This is a genomic window from Pseudoalteromonas sp. HL-AS2 (assembly GCF_031198805.1).
GTDB classification, from domain to species: domain Bacteria; phylum Pseudomonadota; class Gammaproteobacteria; order Enterobacterales; family Alteromonadaceae; genus Pseudoalteromonas; species Pseudoalteromonas nigrifaciens.
Genome location: NZ_CP133572.1, coordinates 243,126 through 258,735 on the forward strand (window position 1 = coordinate 243,126; position 15,610 = coordinate 258,735).

14 protein-coding genes are annotated in these 15,610 nt (G+C 38.4%); 7 read left to right on the top strand and 7 right to left on the bottom strand.

Features of this window, described 5'->3' with window-relative positions; translation table 11 throughout:
- Nucleotides 1-51 precede the first annotated feature (51 nt).
- The 3 genes from RB215_RS15970 to RB215_RS15980 all read right to left on the bottom strand — a co-directional run bounded on the left by RB215_RS15970 (nucleotide 52) and on the right by RB215_RS15980 (nucleotide 1,680).
- Nucleotides 52-630, bottom strand: a complete 579-nt coding sequence (locus RB215_RS15970; RefSeq protein ID WP_309217430.1) for an LON peptidase substrate-binding domain-containing protein — start codon at nucleotides 628-630, stop codon at nucleotides 52-54.
- A gap of 219 nt (nucleotides 631-849) precedes the next feature.
- Nucleotides 850-1,122, bottom strand: a complete 273-nt coding sequence (locus tag RB215_RS15975; RefSeq protein WP_011330073.1) for a hypothetical protein — start codon at nucleotides 1,120-1,122, stop codon at nucleotides 850-852.
- A 216-nt stretch (nucleotides 1,123-1,338) separates the two neighbouring features.
- The gene (locus tag RB215_RS15980) at nucleotides 1,339-1,680 is read right to left on the bottom strand and encodes a hypothetical protein (RefSeq protein ID WP_011330072.1); all 342 of its coding nucleotides are present in this window, start codon (nucleotides 1,678-1,680) and stop codon (nucleotides 1,339-1,341) included.
- A 169-nt stretch (nucleotides 1,681-1,849) separates the two neighbouring features.
- Here RB215_RS15980 and RB215_RS15985 point away from each other — a divergent pair, with 169 nt between their 5' ends.
- Both RB215_RS15985 and RB215_RS15990 read left to right on the top strand, forming a co-directional pair.
- Complete coding sequence (locus RB215_RS15985; RefSeq protein WP_011330071.1) at nucleotides 1,850-2,479, top strand: hemolysin III family protein; 630 nt, start codon at nucleotides 1,850-1,852, stop codon at nucleotides 2,477-2,479.
- A 283-nt stretch (nucleotides 2,480-2,762) separates the two neighbouring features.
- Nucleotides 2,763-3,392 carry a trimeric intracellular cation channel family protein gene (locus RB215_RS15990; protein WP_011330070.1) on the top strand — a complete coding sequence of 210 codons (630 nt, stop codon included), beginning with the start codon at nucleotides 2,763-2,765 and terminating at the stop codon, nucleotides 3,390-3,392.
- Between the two features lie 175 nt (nucleotides 3,393-3,567).
- Here the strand turns inward: RB215_RS15990 and RB215_RS15995 are convergent, their stop codons facing one another.
- Together RB215_RS15995 and RB215_RS16000 are read right to left on the bottom strand one after the other, a co-directional pair.
- Nucleotides 3,568-4,329, bottom strand: coding sequence for an IS5 family transposase (locus tag RB215_RS15995; protein ID WP_024600859.1), 762 nt, complete (start codon nucleotides 4,327-4,329; stop codon nucleotides 3,568-3,570).
- 161 nt (nucleotides 4,330-4,490) lie between these two features.
- Nucleotides 4,491-4,973, bottom strand: a complete 483-nt coding sequence (locus RB215_RS16000; RefSeq protein WP_011330069.1) for a thioesterase family protein — start codon at nucleotides 4,971-4,973, stop codon at nucleotides 4,491-4,493.
- A 425-nt stretch (nucleotides 4,974-5,398) separates the two neighbouring features.
- Between RB215_RS16000 and RB215_RS16005 the strand changes: the two genes are divergently transcribed.
- Together RB215_RS16005 and RB215_RS16010 are read left to right on the top strand one after the other, a co-directional pair.
- The gene (locus tag RB215_RS16005; protein ID WP_309217431.1) at nucleotides 5,399-7,024 is read left to right on the top strand and encodes a sodium:proline symporter; all 1,626 of its coding nucleotides are present in this window, start codon (nucleotides 5,399-5,401) and stop codon (nucleotides 7,022-7,024) included.
- A 9-nt stretch (nucleotides 7,025-7,033) separates the two neighbouring features.
- On the top strand, nucleotides 7,034-7,165 hold the full coding sequence (locus RB215_RS16010) for a putative transporter small subunit (protein WP_011330067.1): 132 nt from the start codon (nucleotides 7,034-7,036) through the stop codon (nucleotides 7,163-7,165).
- 158 nt (nucleotides 7,166-7,323) lie between these two features.
- Here RB215_RS16010 and RB215_RS16015 read toward each other — a convergent pair whose 3' ends face one another.
- The gene (locus RB215_RS16015; RefSeq protein ID WP_011330066.1) at nucleotides 7,324-7,629 is read right to left on the bottom strand and encodes an MGMT family protein; all 306 of its coding nucleotides are present in this window, start codon (nucleotides 7,627-7,629) and stop codon (nucleotides 7,324-7,326) included.
- Nucleotides 7,619-8,521: a LysR family transcriptional regulator gene (locus RB215_RS16020; protein ID WP_011330065.1), complete on the bottom strand. Its 903-nt coding sequence runs from the start codon at nucleotides 8,519-8,521 to the stop codon at nucleotides 7,619-7,621. The genes RB215_RS16015 and RB215_RS16020 overlap by 11 nt, the downstream gene beginning before the upstream one ends.
- 124 nt (nucleotides 8,522-8,645) lie before the next feature.
- On the opposite strand from RB215_RS16020, the gene RB215_RS16025 reads away from it, so the two are divergent.
- The 3 genes from RB215_RS16025 to RB215_RS16035 all read left to right on the top strand — a co-directional run bounded on the left by RB215_RS16025 (nucleotide 8,646) and on the right by RB215_RS16035 (nucleotide 15,588).
- Nucleotides 8,646-9,728, top strand: a complete 1,083-nt coding sequence (locus RB215_RS16025) for an efflux RND transporter periplasmic adaptor subunit (protein ID WP_309217432.1) — start codon at nucleotides 8,646-8,648, stop codon at nucleotides 9,726-9,728.
- Between the two features lie 2 nt (nucleotides 9,729-9,730).
- Nucleotides 9,731-12,811 (top strand): efflux RND transporter permease subunit, encoded by a 3,081-nt coding sequence (locus RB215_RS16030; protein ID WP_309217433.1) that lies wholly within the window; start codon nucleotides 9,731-9,733, stop codon nucleotides 12,809-12,811.
- Nucleotides 12,812-13,053: 242 nt separating this feature from the next.
- The gene (locus tag RB215_RS16035; protein ID WP_309217434.1) at nucleotides 13,054-15,588 is read left to right on the top strand and encodes a bifunctional diguanylate cyclase/phosphodiesterase; all 2,535 of its coding nucleotides are present in this window, start codon (nucleotides 13,054-13,056) and stop codon (nucleotides 15,586-15,588) included.
- The last annotated feature ends 22 nt before the right edge of the window (nucleotides 15,589-15,610 follow it).

Here is a 15,610-nt window from a genome sequence, read left to right on the forward strand (position 1 = left end):
TGCTTTAGTACATGTAAATACGGGCAATAATTAAATAAGGATCAAATTAAATTAGGCAAATTCGTTATTAATCACAGTATGGAGGAAACTTAGTAAGTTATCAAAGTTAGTTTCAAACGCAAGTTGCTGTTTTTTCTCAATAGATATAGGTAACAGCTCAAGCCATCGAGCAGCAACCCAAGTAAGCTTGTCAAAATAGGTTTGTTTATATAATGAACTAAGCTCTGGGTTATTAGTGAACACTTCACGCAGCGTATCTTGTAGGCGTTTATGCTCGCCAATATTATTGTTTGCCTCTGTGTACCAATAAGGCGTATTACAGTTCGACATTAAACCGTAGCGCAGTTCTTGCTCGTCTTGAAACACATCGTTTATTTGCACACTTTGAGTAGCACATACATCTATAAGTAGCATGCCATTATCATCTTGATCAAAGTCAATAATGTTCATTAGGCAACCTTGGGCGCTTATGTTAAATGGCGTGTCGTGCTCAAAACTACAAAGCACAAAGCCAATGTTTTCTTTTAAAGCGCTTTTAACCATATTTAAATAGCGAGGTTCAAATATGCGCAAACGCGTATAACCGTCAGGGAGCATAAATAAGGGTAATGGAAAAATCGCACGTTTCATAAAGTCTACTTGTTTAAAACATTCTGCCTTCATTTACGTGCGCTTTAACTAAGTCGATCAGCTTTTATTAAACCAATGTTAAATATTAAACCACGCTCCCATACTTTTAAGTAATTGCACCGAATAATAAGCGCTGATCATACTTACAACCGGCGCCAGCATTAAAGCAAATAATCCAAATTCACTGCTCATAGGGTTATTCCTTATAATTGACGTATATTATTGCACTGGTTTAACGGTATTTTCGGTTTTAATTTCAGCTTGAATATCGGTAATTAATGGCTCACTTAACCAGCTATTAAGCATAGTTTCGGTATTAAAAGTAAGCGTGTCTTTTATTGAGTTTTCAAGCTCTATGGTGGTTTGCGATATATAGCTGGTAATTGTTTGTGTGAGCATATCAGTTACATCAAGGTCAACTTCGGTTGCGTTTGCTTGCAACGAACCTAATACTAATAAACTTGCCATAGCGATTTTAATTGAATGTTTCATAATGGATTTCCTTGTTTGTGTATTGTTTCGACTCAATTACATATTCAAGGGATGTGCCACACTAAATTAAAAATATAACCCATTGTTTATAAAATATATTTAAATAGTAGTAGCCGAAAATGAAATTCAGCGTTGGTTAATATAACTAATTAATTTAACTTTTCAGCTAAATTTTAGTTAATATAACACGCTTTATTTATGCGCCAATACCGCTGTTTATTTAACCGCCTTTCTACCTAACCTGTAAGCATCTACTATGCTCAAAAACCAAATAACCAACATTAAGTAAATATACTGGTATTGCCCTAATGCTGCACAGTGCGCTGATGGGTGCTTTACTGCAGCCAAAATATCATCAAAGCTAGCACCGCCCCTTGTGTTTACTATGTCATTAGCTATGCATTGCGCCATTGCATACACCTCTTGTAAAGTTAACAGTAGTAAAACCGAAAATACTCCCGCAAAAATAGCGCCTATTAAATGCTTTTTTAACGCAAAGTGCCCAGCACCTGGGTAAATTAAAGCGCTAAGTAATGCTGCTTTAAAGCTTTTTTGCATAATTTTCCTTTAAGTAACAGTTGAGTGTTCAGCCTATTTTGTAGTAAAACATATTGAATTAATGAGCCTTTAAAGCAAGCGAAAGTTTGCCCTTATGTTTGCTTATAATAATTGAAAGATTCAGCGTACACACGTACACTGAAAACAATTAAAAGTGGTAGGATCAGTTATGTCATCGAATGCGCCCTATTCGCGTAAAGAAGAACAGCTCAATGTAATTAGCCATGCAATAGGTGTGTTATTTGCTTTCTGGGTAATGTGGGATCTGTTTAATCAATCAAGTAGCACTAAAGCCTATATAAGTGCAACGATTTATAGCGCCAGCATCTTTATTTTGTTTTTATCATCTACTTTATATCACGCCAGTGTACAACCTAGGCTCAGGGCATTTTATAAAAAGTGCGACCACTGCGCTATTTATATTCTTATTGCCGGTACTTACACTCCCTTTTTACACCTGTCGTTAACAGGTGTTTGGTCTTGGGCAACCCTCACCTTTATTTGGTCGGTGGCACTTGCTGGCGTAGCGTATAAAGTTTTAGTTCACAATGGTAATAAAAAAGTCTCCCTTGCCACCTACTTACTCATGGGATGGTTTGCACTCGCCATTATTTATCCGCTTTACTTAGTTATTAATGTAAACGCATTATATTGGCTACTCGCCGGCGGCATTTTTTATAGCCTAGGCACAGTATTTTACAGCGCCAAAAACACCCAATTTAGCCACGCCATTTGGCACTTATTTGTTATTGCCGGCTGCGTTTGCCACTATGTGGGCATTAGTCGTTATGTGTATTGAAGGGAAAGCGTCCTCTGATAAAGCCGATAAAATCGTGAATAAGGTTTATTTTATTTATTAAATTGATGCTTAGTTTAGCCAATTATTTAAGCCAATCTATAATGCAAAACGCCTAGATTAATTGATGCTGCCTTTTTTCGTTGGGTTCACTGCGCCTAAACCAACCTACGTAATTTCATATTAAAGCTATTGTTGTGGGGGAGTGTTCAGCAAAAATAAATTTTAAATACGCTACACTGTTTATTAATTCTACCTCTCCTAATTATGGTAAGGAAACCACACCATGGCGTTTGAATACTTTCATTTTATGAGTTTAATTGGGGTGGCCTTTTTTGCTATATCGGGCACTTTATTAGGCCACGAAAAAAACATTGGGGGTTTTGGTGTTGTAGTTGTAGGCTCAGTTACTGCGCTTGGCGGCGGTACATTGCGTGATATATTATTAAATCAGCCAGTGTTTTGGATTGCAGAGCCCGATTATTTATACGCCACCTATGGCGCAATATTTATTGCGGTGGTGTTTATTCGCCATTTACCGCACGTATCTAATTATTACATGCTGCTAGTTGATGTATTAGGCATGGCTATATTTAACATTGTCGGCATTGAAAAGTCGTTAATTGAAGGCACTACCATGATAGTTGCCATTACCATGGGTATGACTACCGGTATATTTGGCGGGCTAATGCGCGATGTAATTTGCAGAGAAATTCCGCTAGTAATGCGCGAAGAGCTGTATTCTACTGCGTGTCTGTCGGGCGGTTTAACTTATGCAGCGTTGTTTTTACTCGGAGTGTCTTATATATGGTGTATTTTAGGCTCCTTGTTTATTACCGTATTTTTACGTTTGGGCGCGCTGCATTGGGGTTGGCAGCCAAACATATTTAGAAAAAGAACAGTTAAAAATAAATAACGCTAAAAATTAACCGCTTTGTGTTTCGCTTTAGCGGCAGCTTATGCTCTACCTGCCGCTAAAATAAAATCAACGTGAAATATATAACATGAACTCTGATTAAGAGATTTTCAGTGAAAACAAGGCGAATTAACGCGCCAATAGCTAGGGGCTGTTGATCTTTGTAGTACATATATCAATCAGCCCACATTGGTAGCCACATCATAGTAAATGCTAAAGCGAGCATTGAATGATAATTTCGTTCAAGCTTTTCATACCGCGTGGCTATCCCTCTATATTGCTTAATACGGCCAAATGCATTCTCAACCAAGTGCCGATATTTGTACATGCACCAGTCAATATCTTCATTGCCTACTAAACTGTTGCCCTTACGTGGAATAACGGGTGTAGCGTTATTATCACGAACAAACGCTCTCAGTTTTTCACTGTCGTAGCCTTTATCTGCGACAACCATATTACTTGTTGGGCAATTAGCTACGAGTGACTCTGCATGGACGATATCATGCGTATTTCCACAGGATAATTCATAATAAACAGGCAACCCTCCGCTATCGACTGCAAGATGAATTTTCGTAGAATTTCCACCTCGGCTCTTTCCAATTGATTCATTGTCAGCAGTTCTTGCACCGCAACTATGTTGATGAGCCCTGACAATACTGCCATCAATGAAGACCCAATCCATGTCCGCATCACGAGATAATGCGCGAAACAGTTCATTCAAAATCCCTTTTTTGGACCATAAATTAAACCGTCTGTAGATAGCACTCCAACGGCCAAAATCAGAAGGTAAATCTCGCCATGGAATACCTGTGCGCATCTTATACAGTATGCCTTCGAGCGTTTTTCTATGGTCGGGCTTATTATAAATTCGACCACTTAAGTACATTACTTTTGATAAGACATTCCATGTCCCGTCTGTTAACATTAATCTTGGCATGTAGGTTCGGTGTAAAGTTTTCTGGCGAATTCAATTATACCTTATCTTCATGCTGTTTGTTTTTCATACCACAAAGATCAACACGCCCTAGCCTATTGCAAGTAATTTTAACGTAGTTAGCGCCGAAAATAGCTGCTTGAGATAGATTTGTTATCCATAGTTCAAGTTATGCTGGGTATTTTAATTGTACTGCCTACTTTAACGGGCTTGGGTAGTTGGCAAAATTGCTGCTCTATTACCTTTAAACGCTCTAGCACCTCACTTGGAAATGGAGATACTCGCCTGGTTGCTAAATCAATATGCAAATCTAAGTGCTCGCCCGCAGCGGCGCGATACCCTTTATTGGTGCAATATATTTCATGAAATGTATGAATACGTTTTTCATCAACGTACAACAGCCAAGACACAACCTCAATTTCATCGCCTTCGCACAACTCCCTTTCAAAAATACAATGGCTCTCTACTAATGCTTTGCTGCAGTTATTTGCATAACGGTATCGCTCACCTAAATCCAGATGTTCGGTAAAATCTATATGCGCATCGTAAATAACTAAACCATAATATTTTGTATTCATATGGCCGTTAAAATCAACCCACTGGGTGGGCACTGTGGCTGAATATTTTTTAAATGGGTAGAGCGACATTTTACTTCCTTTTAGGGTAACGATAAGGCTTAAGTTGCTATTGCTGTATTAACCAAACACTGAAAACTGGCTGTGTAATTACATTAAATAGCCGTCCTGTTGGTTGTTATTCGTTAGCGGAAAATTGATTTATATTAAATATTGAGCAGCACCAATTTCAGCATTTAATACTGTAAACCAAGCTAAATCACATAACATCCTCCATTTGTGTTAACATTAATTTCTTATGTGGGCGTTTTTGCTTACATTATTCTTTACTGATGATCGTATCAGCTATTTTTTGCTACTAGTTTTATTAAGCTATTTTATAAAGTTTTTAGTAGCCCTCTAATTATTTACGTGCGTTTTTAACTGCGTAAAATAAATAATAACCGTCACCTTATTATCTCTATTGTAATGACGAGTGACGCGGCGAAGGAGTCAAAATGTTTCAGTTTAGTACCAGCACTATACTGCTGGTTTTATTTGCTTTTTATGGTTTAACCTTTTTATTCACGCTAAGTATTGGCAAAAAACAAGAAAATGCCGATGGCTATATGGTTTCCAACGGATCCGTTGGATTTAGCATGTCTGCAGCGAGTATGACAGCCACATGGATATGGGCAGCATCGTTTTATGCTGCTGCAAGTTCGGGGTACAAATATGGTTTATCGGGGGCAATCCATTACGGTTTTTGGGGCGCACTGATGATTTTATTTATTTACCCCTTTGGTAAGCGCTTTAGAGAGCTTGCGCCAAATGCGCGTACCTTAGCCGAAATTATGCATGCGCGGCATGGCAGTGCTAGCCAAATGATTTTAGCCTCTTCAAACATAGTCGGCAGTATAATTAGTTTAATGGTTAACTTTACTGCAGCCGGTGCGCTGGTAGATATTTTATCACCACTGAACTTTACCGAAGGGGTATTAATTGCAGGCTCTGGCGTGCTTATATACACTTTTTGGTCGGGGTTTCGCTCCTCGGTTTTTACCGATTTTGGCCAGTTAATGGCTATGATGCTCGCCGCTGTGGTTATTATTCCTATGCTATTTTTTGAGCTCGACGGCCCCGACTTATTTACTCAAGGCATGAGTAACTTAACAATAGAACAAGCTGACTTTTTCTCTACTACTGCCATTTTAGAGCAAGGCGCGCCATTTTTTGTTGCAGTTCTTGCATACGCTATTGGTAATCAAACTATTGCCCAACGCTTATTTGCTGTACGCGAAGACTTAATAAAACCGAGTTTTATTACCGCAACCATAGGTTATGGCTCTATTGTTATAGGCTTAGGTATGCTGGGTTTACTGGCGTTACTAGCCGGCGTGCAACCTATAGACGGTGATTTAAATAACCTCATTCCACAGATGGCCGCCACCTACCTGTCACCTGTAATGGTATTAGTATTATTTGTGATGATTATTGGCTCGCTTTCATCCACCGCCGATTCTGACTTGTCAGCCTTATCCGCAATTATAATGACCGACGTATACGGTAAACATTTAAGTAAAAACAATCCTAACCCTAAAAAAATGCTTTGGGTTGGCCGCTTTACCATGGTTGTTGCCACCATGTTAGGCGTTATATTTGCAAGCCTTAAACTCGATATTCTCTCAATGCTAATTTTTGTTGGCGCACTGTGGGGCGCAATTGTGTTTCCGGTTATTTCTAGCTTATATTGGAATAAGGTGACAAATCTGGCGTTTACTGGCGCGGTAACCGGCGCGTTTTTACTCTTTATTATCGCACGCTTTGAGTGGCTGGAATTAACTGGCGCTGTCGCGTTATTTTTTGAGGTAATAGCAAGCGTAGGCGGCGGTGTTGTTATTGGCTTAATGTGTTTTGGCTTTTTTGGCCGCACTGCGGGGTTAATTTTGGGCGCAATAACAGCCGTAATACTACTGTTTTTTACTTTAGGTTTTTTACGCGACTATATTGTATTGCTAAGCTCACTGACCGCTTACGGTGCCAGCGCTATTATTTGTGTAGTGCTTACCTTAACCAGCAACAAAAGCGCGTTTGATTTTGCTTTAATTAAGCAACGTGTTGTTGAATTTAGTGACAATAAATAAGGAAAAATTATGTCTACAACATTACTTACTATTTATGTATTAATTTGGCCTGTGATTGCCTTTGGTGTATTTGTTATTTTACTTTGCTCACTTATAAAAGATCTTAAAAATGCGAAACAAAAAGGCAAAAACTTAGTGTAAAGCATGCACTTTACACGCAAACTAGGGCAAGCATTTAACTTGCCCTTTTTTATTGCGTTAAGCACTTAGTTATAAACACTTTAACGCTAGCACTATTTTAACAGCGCACTCATTAAGTAAGTGGCTAAGTAAACAGCAGGCAGATTAAACTTGTTATATTACTGCCATTGGTACACACGCATATTCACTCGCTCATTTTTAAATGCAATGCCTTCTAATAACAGTTTTTGTCGTTGCTCTTGATATTTATTACTGCCTATAGGAAACGATATTTTACCTTGGCTGTTTACTACTCTATGCCAAGGAATTGTTGAGTCGTTGGGCATTAGCTTTAATAACCGCCCCACTAAACGCGCATTTTGCGGATACCCCGCAATAGCGGCTACTTGCCCATAACTTGCAACTTGCCCTTTAGGAATACTACCAATAACGGTATAAATAAGCGTTTCTTTATCAATTTCCATGTTTTTTCAAATACGCCTGGCTAAGTTGAGTAAACTGCTGCCAAATAGTACGTGCTACTGGCCCATGATGGCTAGAGTGCTGCCTAAAAACGCGAATTTGCGTACTAAATTCATGCTCGCGATCAGTTATGCTGACTTTTTGTAATAACCCCGATTTAATTTCTTCAGCGCAATGCTCTAAGCTGATCATAGCCCAACCAGCGCCCGATAGTAAAAACGATTTTAAGCTCGATATATCGTCAATTTTCATCATTGCTGGGCCTTTAGAATAAGACAACCTATCACTGTCTATACTCAGGCCGCTTTCAAACATGGCTAAACACGGGTACGACTGTAATTCACTGTAGCTAAGTGTGTTGGGTATAATATTTTTTGCGCTAACAATACCAATGTCGAGCTTGCCTATGGGCAAGCTTTCTAAATCGCCGGTAGCATGAAACAAGTCAAACCAAGGGCCTATGCCAAGCTCTGCTTGGCCATTATTAACTTGCTCCAACGAAATAAAGCGTTTACCACTGGTTAAACTAAACTCAGTGCTATTAAATACTCTAAAAGTATTACTTATGATCTCATTGTAGCTTTGCACATGGCATATTTGTTCATAACAAATTCTAAATTGCGCTTCATTGCCCAGTGCTAGCTCTTTTGCAAGTTGTGCAAGCTCTTCGTTGTTATTGAGTAGTTGCTTAGCTTGGCGATGAAAAATCCGCCCTTTTTCGGTTAATTGTAAACGGTATTGCGAACGGTCGAGTAGCGCAAAGCCTATTTTTGTCTCTAAACTTTTAATTGCTAACGTAAGCGCTGGCTGCGTTTTGTGTAGTTTAAGTGCCGCTGCACTTAAGCTTGCGCTTTGTACAATGGCGTCTAATATTTGTAGCTGGTTGAGTTTCATAGCACTGCCAATAACAACATAAGTAAAACTTATTGAGTTTTTAAAATTTAATGAATTTTATTTTATATGTTTGCGGAGTATGCTGCACTGACTTTATTTAGCTTTTAATTTTCATGGAGAAAATATGCACCTCTTACGTCTATGTGTAGTAACGACGACTTTACTTGGTTTAATAGCCTGCTCAGAGCCTGAGCCGCAAGTAAAAGAAGAGCCAATACGCCCGGTAAAGTTATTTAATATTGGTCACGATTCGCAAGTTAACATTCGCAGTTTTCCTGGTGAAGTAGTTGCAAATCAAGGCTCTTACCTTGCATTTAGAGTAAGTGGTGAGCTGGTTGAGTTTCCGGTATTAGCGGGTCAGCATGTAAAAAAAGGACAGCTATTAGCTAAGTTAGACCCTGAAGATTTTCAGCTGCAATATAATGAGCGTAAAGCCCGCTACGAGCTGGCTAAATCACAATTAGGGCGCATTGAACAACTATTCGAAAAACGCATTACCAGCCAATCAGAGCTTGATCAGGCTATTGCTAACAAGCAAGTTGCCGAATCGGCCTTTAAAATTGCACAAACGAATGTTGAATATAGCCAACTTAGAGCGCCGTTTGCGGGCACGATTGCTAAAGTATTTGTAAAAAACTTTGAAAGCGTACAAGCAAAGCAAAATATACTGCGTTTAGAAACCCGCGATTTAATGGATGTTGAAATTCAAGTACCTGAAAGAATTGTGGCGCGCTTTATTAAAGGAACTCAATACCAACCAACGGTTATTTTTGACGGCTATCACGATAAAAAATACACACTCACACTTAAGGAGTGGGACACTCAAGCAGATCCCGCCACATTAACGTATAAAGTTGTGTTTTCGCTGCCAGTGCCAGAAGATTTTAACTTACTTGCCGGTATGACTGGCCGCGTACTTATCGATTTAAGTAAAGTAACGCAATCACAAACCGCTTACACTATTTTGCCCAACGAGGCGGTGTTTTCTGATCCGCAGCAATCTATTAGTAACAACGCTTATGTATGGTTATATAACGAGCAAACCGGCCAAATACATAGACAAGCAGTAAAAGTGGGCCAATTACACCGCGATGGCATTGAAGTACTCAGTGGGATTACAGAAGGACAGCAAATTGTTTCTGCCGGTGTACATTCATTAAAAGAAGGCATGCAAGTACGCCCATGGAATAAAGAGCGAGGCCTGTAATTATGAGCTTTGCACAACTATCTATAGAGAAAAAAGTTATTAGTTGGATGTTTACCCTACTGCTACTTATTGGCGGTGGTGTTTCTTATTTTGACTTAGGGCAATTAGAAGACCCTGAATTTACGTTAAAAAAAGCCATGGTTATCACCATGTATCCTGGCGCGTCGCCACAGCAAGTAGAGGAAGAAGTTACCTTTCCTATCGAAAATGCGATTCAGCAATTACCTTACGTTGATTACGTTACCTCTATTTCGTCAAATGGTAAGTCGCAAATTACCGTAGAAATGAAAAGTAACTACCGAAAACAAGAGTTAAGACAAATTTGGGATGAAATGCGGCGTAAAATTAACGACCTCAACCCATCTTTGCCCAGTGGTGTATACGCTAGTAAAATTATTGATGACTTTGCTGATGTTTACGGCGTAATGTATTCAGTAACCGGCGACGGCTATTCGTACGACGAGCTTAAAGACTACGTAGACTACCTTAAACGCGAACTAGTACTGGTTAAAGGCGTAAGTAAAGTAATTATTGCAGGAGAGCAACAAGCGCAAGTAATGGTGGAAATCTCTACGCAAAAACTTGCTCAATTAGGTATAGCGCCTAGTCATATTTTTCAATTATTACAATCGCAAAATACGGTTTCTAACGCAGGTAAAATTAGGGTCGGCAGTGAGTCTATTCGTTTACATCCTACTGGCGAGTTTAAAGATGTAAAAGAGTTAGAAACCCTGCTTATTTCTAAATCGGGTGCCAGCGAGCTAATTTATTTAGGTGATGTAGCTAAGGTATATCGCGAGTACGCCGAAGTGCCCAACAATATTATTCGTTACAACCAACAACAAGCATTGTTAATTGGCGTGTCGTTTATGTCGGGCGTTAATGTGGTTGATATAGGTAACGACATTGACGCGCACCTTGCGTCGCTTGAGTACCAGCGGCCACATGGGATTAAAATTAATGCTGTTTATAACCAACCAAACGAAGTAGAAAAATCGGTAAACGGTTTTATTGTTAGCTTAGTTGAAGCGATTGCTATTGTAATTATAGTGTTACTGCTGTTTATGGGGGTTAAAAGCGGGCTATTAATTGGCGGTATTTTACTGCTTACCGTTTTAGGTACTTTTATTTTTATGAAGTTATTTGCTATAGATTTGCAAAGAATTTCGTTAGGTGCGCTAATAATCGCACTTGGTATGCTTGTTGATAATGCCATTGTTGTTACCGAAGGTATTTTAATTAACCTCAAACGTGGGCAAACTAAGCTAAGAGCCTCTATTAATATTGTTGAACAAACTAAGTGGCCATTACTTGGGGCAACTGTGATTGCGATTACTGCATTTGCGCCGATTGGTTTAAGCTCCGACGCCAGCGGTGAGTTTGCCGGTAGTTTATTTTGGGTATTACTTATTTCGCTTTTATTAAGCTGGATCACTGCCATTACCCTCACACCATTTTTTGCCAACTTAATGTTTAAAGAAACGCAATTAAACGCTGATGGCGAGCAACAGTATGACGACCCATATCAAGGTTTTATATTCACCAGTTACAAAGCCAGCTTAAACCTTGCTATGCGCTTTAGAAAAAGCACTTTAGTTTTAATGTTAGTACTGTTGTGTAGTGCTGTTGTTGGTTTTGGCGCTGTGAAGCAATCATTTTTTCCGGCATCTAATACGCCAATGTTTTATGTCGATTATTGGCAAGAACAAGGCGCTGATATTCGCTCAACGCTTGAGGGGATTAAAAAGTTAGAAGCGTTTTTACAGCAAAACCCGCTCGTTACTGAAATAACCAGTACTGTAGGCCAAGGTGCTCCGCGCTTTATGCTTACCTATGCTCCTGAAAAATCATACCCCGCGTACGGGCAATTAATTATTCGTGTAACTGACCGTGAAGCAGTTGCCACTGTTATGCAAAAAGTACGAGACTTCGCACAGCACAATCCGGTTGCCGCACAGCTTAAAGTTAAACCTATGGAAATAGGCCCTTCAACTGATGCAAAAATAGAAGCGCGTTTTTCTGGCCCAGATCCAGTTGTACTTAGAAAACTATCTGCTCAAGCCAAACATATCATAGCGCAAGATACAGGTTCGCATAATATTCGTGATGATTGGCGGGCACGTACCAAAATGATCCGCCCACAGTTTAACGAACAAAAAGCGCGTCGTTTAGGTATTAGTAAATCAGACCTTGATCAAGTATTGCTTACTAACTTGTCGGGTAAGCAAGTAGGTGTATATCGTGATGGCACCCAATTACTGCCTATTATTGCGCGCTCTCCTGCTAACGAGCGCTTAAACGTAGAAAGTGTACACGACCTACAAATTTTCAGCCCAGTATTGGGGGTGTTTATACCGGTTACTCAAGTTGTTGATGAGTTTGTAGTTGAATGGGAAGACAGCTTGATTATGCGCCGCGATCGTAAGCGCACTATTACCGTTATGGCTGACCATGATGTACTAAGTGACGAAACGCCGGCTAAACTATTTGCACGCATTCGCACCGATATCGAAAACATTGAGCTGCCACGCGGTTACGAAATGCAATGGGGTGGCGAATACGAGTCATCGAGTAAAGCTAAAAAAGCTATCTTTGGCTCATTGCCGATTGGTTACTTAGCTATGTTTGCAATTACAGTATTGCTGTTTAACTCTGTTAAGCAGCCTTTAGTTATTTGGGCTACTGTACCACTGGCAATTATTGGGGTAAGCGCTGGGCTATTGGTCATGAATGCGCCGTTTAGCTTTATGGCATTATTAGGATTACTAAGCTTAAGCGGTATGTTAATAAAAAATGGCATAGTATTAGTGGATCAAATAAATCTTGAGTTATCTGAAGGTAAAGCGCCATACCAGGCGGTATTTGATTCAGGAGTAAGCCGTGTACGCCCTGTTGCTATGGCAGCAATAACCACTATATTGGGGATGATCCCACTATTATTTGATGTGTTTTTTCAATCAATGGCGGTTACCATTATGTTTGGCTTAGGTTTTGCTACCATATTAACTTTAATTGTAGTGCCTGTGCTTTATACCATTATATATAAAATTGAATATCAGCCACTTAAAACTCGAATTAAATAAAGCAAATAAGCTTTTAGTAAATTAATAAACGCAGCTAAAGCTGCGTTTATTTTATATACCACTTTATACCTGCCTTATAACTGCCTACTCTTAGTAATAAAGTACCATTGTGATTATGCCGCTCAAAAAACATCGTTTTTCTTATATTTTATATACATACAAACATTTTAAATATCTGGTATTTTGTTTTAATAATGCTAATGTAACTTTAAGGTTAATCATTTTAAGGACATGATAAAATAATGAGACTATCCCTAACTCAATCAGCAGCAAGTATATTGTATTTAGGTTTTATCCAATTTTTTCTTGTTGTTGCATTTTTGGGAGCTTTAGAAAGTGTTGTTGTTACGCAAAGCTTAATGCCTGTTATTTCTCTGCAACTTTCTTTGACTGCGTTAGGCTTAGCTATTTTATTGGCTTTTTTACCTAAGGTTTTACCTACAAAAAAAATTAAATATCTCATACCTATATTACTCATTACCGGCGCGATATTGTTTATTAACTTTGAGCTAAGTTTGTGGCGACACGATAGCAGTAGCTGGTTTTGGGACAGCCATAACCCTTTTATCTCATCTTTTAGTGCTGTAATGGTATTTGTGTTTTTTTTAGCTTTAATTATAAAAATTAAAAACCCAATTACTACCGTTAAAGGTTCTATAACCGCTAAAGTAATTACGTTTTTTGCTATTTTTATTGGCATAACACTTTGGCAAGTTACCGCGGTTAAAACGGTAACTAATGTAGCTGTAGATGCACAAAATAAAATTAAATTTGTTGAAACTATACTCAATAAAAACCTCGAAAGTCATATCACATCACTTACTCGCATAAAAACACGTTTAGAAGTAGTGAATGCCGACGACTTTATAAAAATGGCTAATATAGACTTAAAAATTTATACCCAAGACTTTGAAATTATTAGCAGTATGCTTCTTCTCGATGAAGACTTGAATTACATTAGCGGCACAACGTATTCTGAGCAATTTACTAATGACGGATTAATTGCAACCAGACCTATTACTAACTGGTTAAAAGCCGCTAAAAATGAAGTTAGATTTGCGGCTAACTCAGCAACATTAGACACTGACACGCCCATAATTATGTTCTCAATTCCGATAACAGCAACAAATGGTAAAAAATACCAAGTGCTGGCACTGTTAAATTTAAACTTGTTAATTGAAAACAGATACATAGATTATCTCAGCTCGTTTGATACTTTTATTGAGTTAACACCTAAAATTTATTTCGCAATCGACAAAAACCAAAAAAATGTTCAAGACTTAAATAGCTTATTAAGCCGTTATAGCAAGCATTATATAGTTAACGAAATTGTTGTAAGAGGATTAATTAAGCACAACGTTTATAGCTTTATTAAAAACTATTCAAAGCTTAAAGAAGCGGCACAAATTGAGCAAATGATCATATGGCTTACTTTTGCGTTTATTTATATTTTGATATTAGCCACTGACTCTACTTTTTTGCTCAGACAACAGTCTATTGTGTTACATAAAATGGCTAAATACGACGAGTTAACCGGCCTGCTGCGCCGTGATGCATTAAATGCAGAAATAGAGGCTAAGCAAGTTAACTGTGTCGATGTAAATTGTGCGATGGTGTTTTTTAATTTAGATGGCTTTAGCGCAGTAAACAATAGTTTAGGCCATAAATTAGGTGACATGGTTTTGCAATTAGTCGCTAAAAGGCTTAAGAAAAATGCTGTTGGGGCAGGCGCCATATCGCGTTTTGGTAATGATGAGTTTGTATTGCATTACTGTAATATATCTAAGCAGCAGCTATCGGATGAAATTACACTCGTAATAAAATCGCTAGCCGATATATATAACTTAGGTGAGGTTGATATCCACCTTACTGTGAGTGTTGGCATAGCCATGTCTGATGGAGAGGTCATTAGCCCTGCATTACTACTACAACAAGCTGATATAGCAATGGATAACGCTAAAGCTTTAGGCGGCAATCAATTTTGTTTTTACCATAAGCTTATGGATGAGAGCCATAATTTTATGGTTACAATTAGAAGTGAGCTACAAAAAGCGATTAAAAAAGAGGAGTTAGAGGTTTATTATCAACCCATTTATAACTTAACTACTCAATGTATTGTTGCTGTAGAAGCTTTAGTTCGCTGGAAAAATAATGGCAGTTATATTTCTCCTGCTGTTTTTATTCCTATTGCTGAACAAACAGGGCAAATATTACAAGTGGGCGAACAAGTCCTCACTCAAGTGCTAAACGATATGAGTACCATAGCTGAATTACAAAATATTTGTGTTGCGGTTAACTTTTCACCGCAACAAATACAACAGCGAAACTTTACCGAAAAGCTTTATAAGTTAACGTCTGAAAAAAACATACTGCCTAAGTTGCTCACCATCGAAGTGACCGAAATGATTATGTCAGAAAAAGGCGCTATTGAAGAAGTGCTTAAAGCTCTGATGAGTAAAGGTTTTAATGTAGCAATTGATGACTTCGGTACGGGTTACTCAAGCTTGTCTTATTTATCGCGTCAGCCGGCAAATATAATAAAAATAGATCGTGAATTTACCATTGGCGCCGAATTAGCTGGGCAAAAAAGAGCATTGCTAGAAGGCATTATTAATATTTGCACGCAGTTAAATAAAACAGTGGTAGTAGAAGGTGTAGAAAGTCCTGAGCTGATCGGTTATTTATCTAAGTTTAATAACATTAGAATACAAGGCTTTTATTACTGTAAACCTATGCCTCTGGATAAACTTATAGAATATATACATAGCAACAAATAGCGATTTTGATAATAAATTATTA

What these genes read in the sequence shown, in the direction of transcription:
- RB215_RS16005 (WP_309217431.1), top strand. Translation starts at nt 5,399, where the DNA reads ATGTTTCAGTTTAGTACCAGCACTATACTGCTGGTTTTATTTGCTTTT.
- RB215_RS16000 (WP_011330069.1), bottom strand. Translation starts at nt 4,973, where the DNA reads ATGTCGCTCTACCCATTTAAAAAATATTCAGCCACAGTGCCCACCCAG.
- RB215_RS16035 (WP_309217434.1), top strand. Translation starts at nt 13,054, where the DNA reads ATGAGACTATCCCTAACTCAATCAGCAGCAAGTATATTGTATTTAGGT.
- RB215_RS16015 (WP_011330066.1), bottom strand. Translation starts at nt 7,629, where the DNA reads ATGGAAATTGATAAAGAAACGCTTATTTATACCGTTATTGGTAGTATT.
- RB215_RS15980 (WP_011330072.1), bottom strand. Translation starts at nt 1,680, where the DNA reads ATGCAAAAAAGCTTTAAAGCAGCATTACTTAGCGCTTTAATTTACCCA.
- RB215_RS16010 (WP_011330067.1), top strand. Translation starts at nt 7,034, where the DNA reads ATGTCTACAACATTACTTACTATTTATGTATTAATTTGGCCTGTGATT.
- RB215_RS16020 (WP_011330065.1), bottom strand. Translation starts at nt 8,521, where the DNA reads ATGAAACTCAACCAGCTACAAATATTAGACGCCATTGTACAAAGCGCA.
- RB215_RS15985 (WP_011330071.1), top strand. Translation starts at nt 1,850, where the DNA reads ATGTCATCGAATGCGCCCTATTCGCGTAAAGAAGAACAGCTCAATGTA.
- RB215_RS15975 (WP_011330073.1), bottom strand. Translation starts at nt 1,122, where the DNA reads ATGAAACATTCAATTAAAATCGCTATGGCAAGTTTATTAGTATTAGGT.
- RB215_RS15970 (WP_309217430.1), bottom strand. Translation starts at nt 630, where the DNA reads ATGAAACGTGCGATTTTTCCATTACCCTTATTTATGCTCCCTGACGGT.
- RB215_RS15995 (WP_024600859.1), bottom strand. Translation starts at nt 4,329, where the DNA reads ATGCCAAGATTAATGTTAACAGACGGGACATGGAATGTCTTATCAAAA.
- RB215_RS16030 (WP_309217433.1), top strand. Translation starts at nt 9,731, where the DNA reads ATGAGCTTTGCACAACTATCTATAGAGAAAAAAGTTATTAGTTGGATG.
- RB215_RS16025 (WP_309217432.1), top strand. Translation starts at nt 8,646, where the DNA reads ATGCACCTCTTACGTCTATGTGTAGTAACGACGACTTTACTTGGTTTA.
- RB215_RS15990 (WP_011330070.1), top strand. Translation starts at nt 2,763, where the DNA reads ATGGCGTTTGAATACTTTCATTTTATGAGTTTAATTGGGGTGGCCTTT.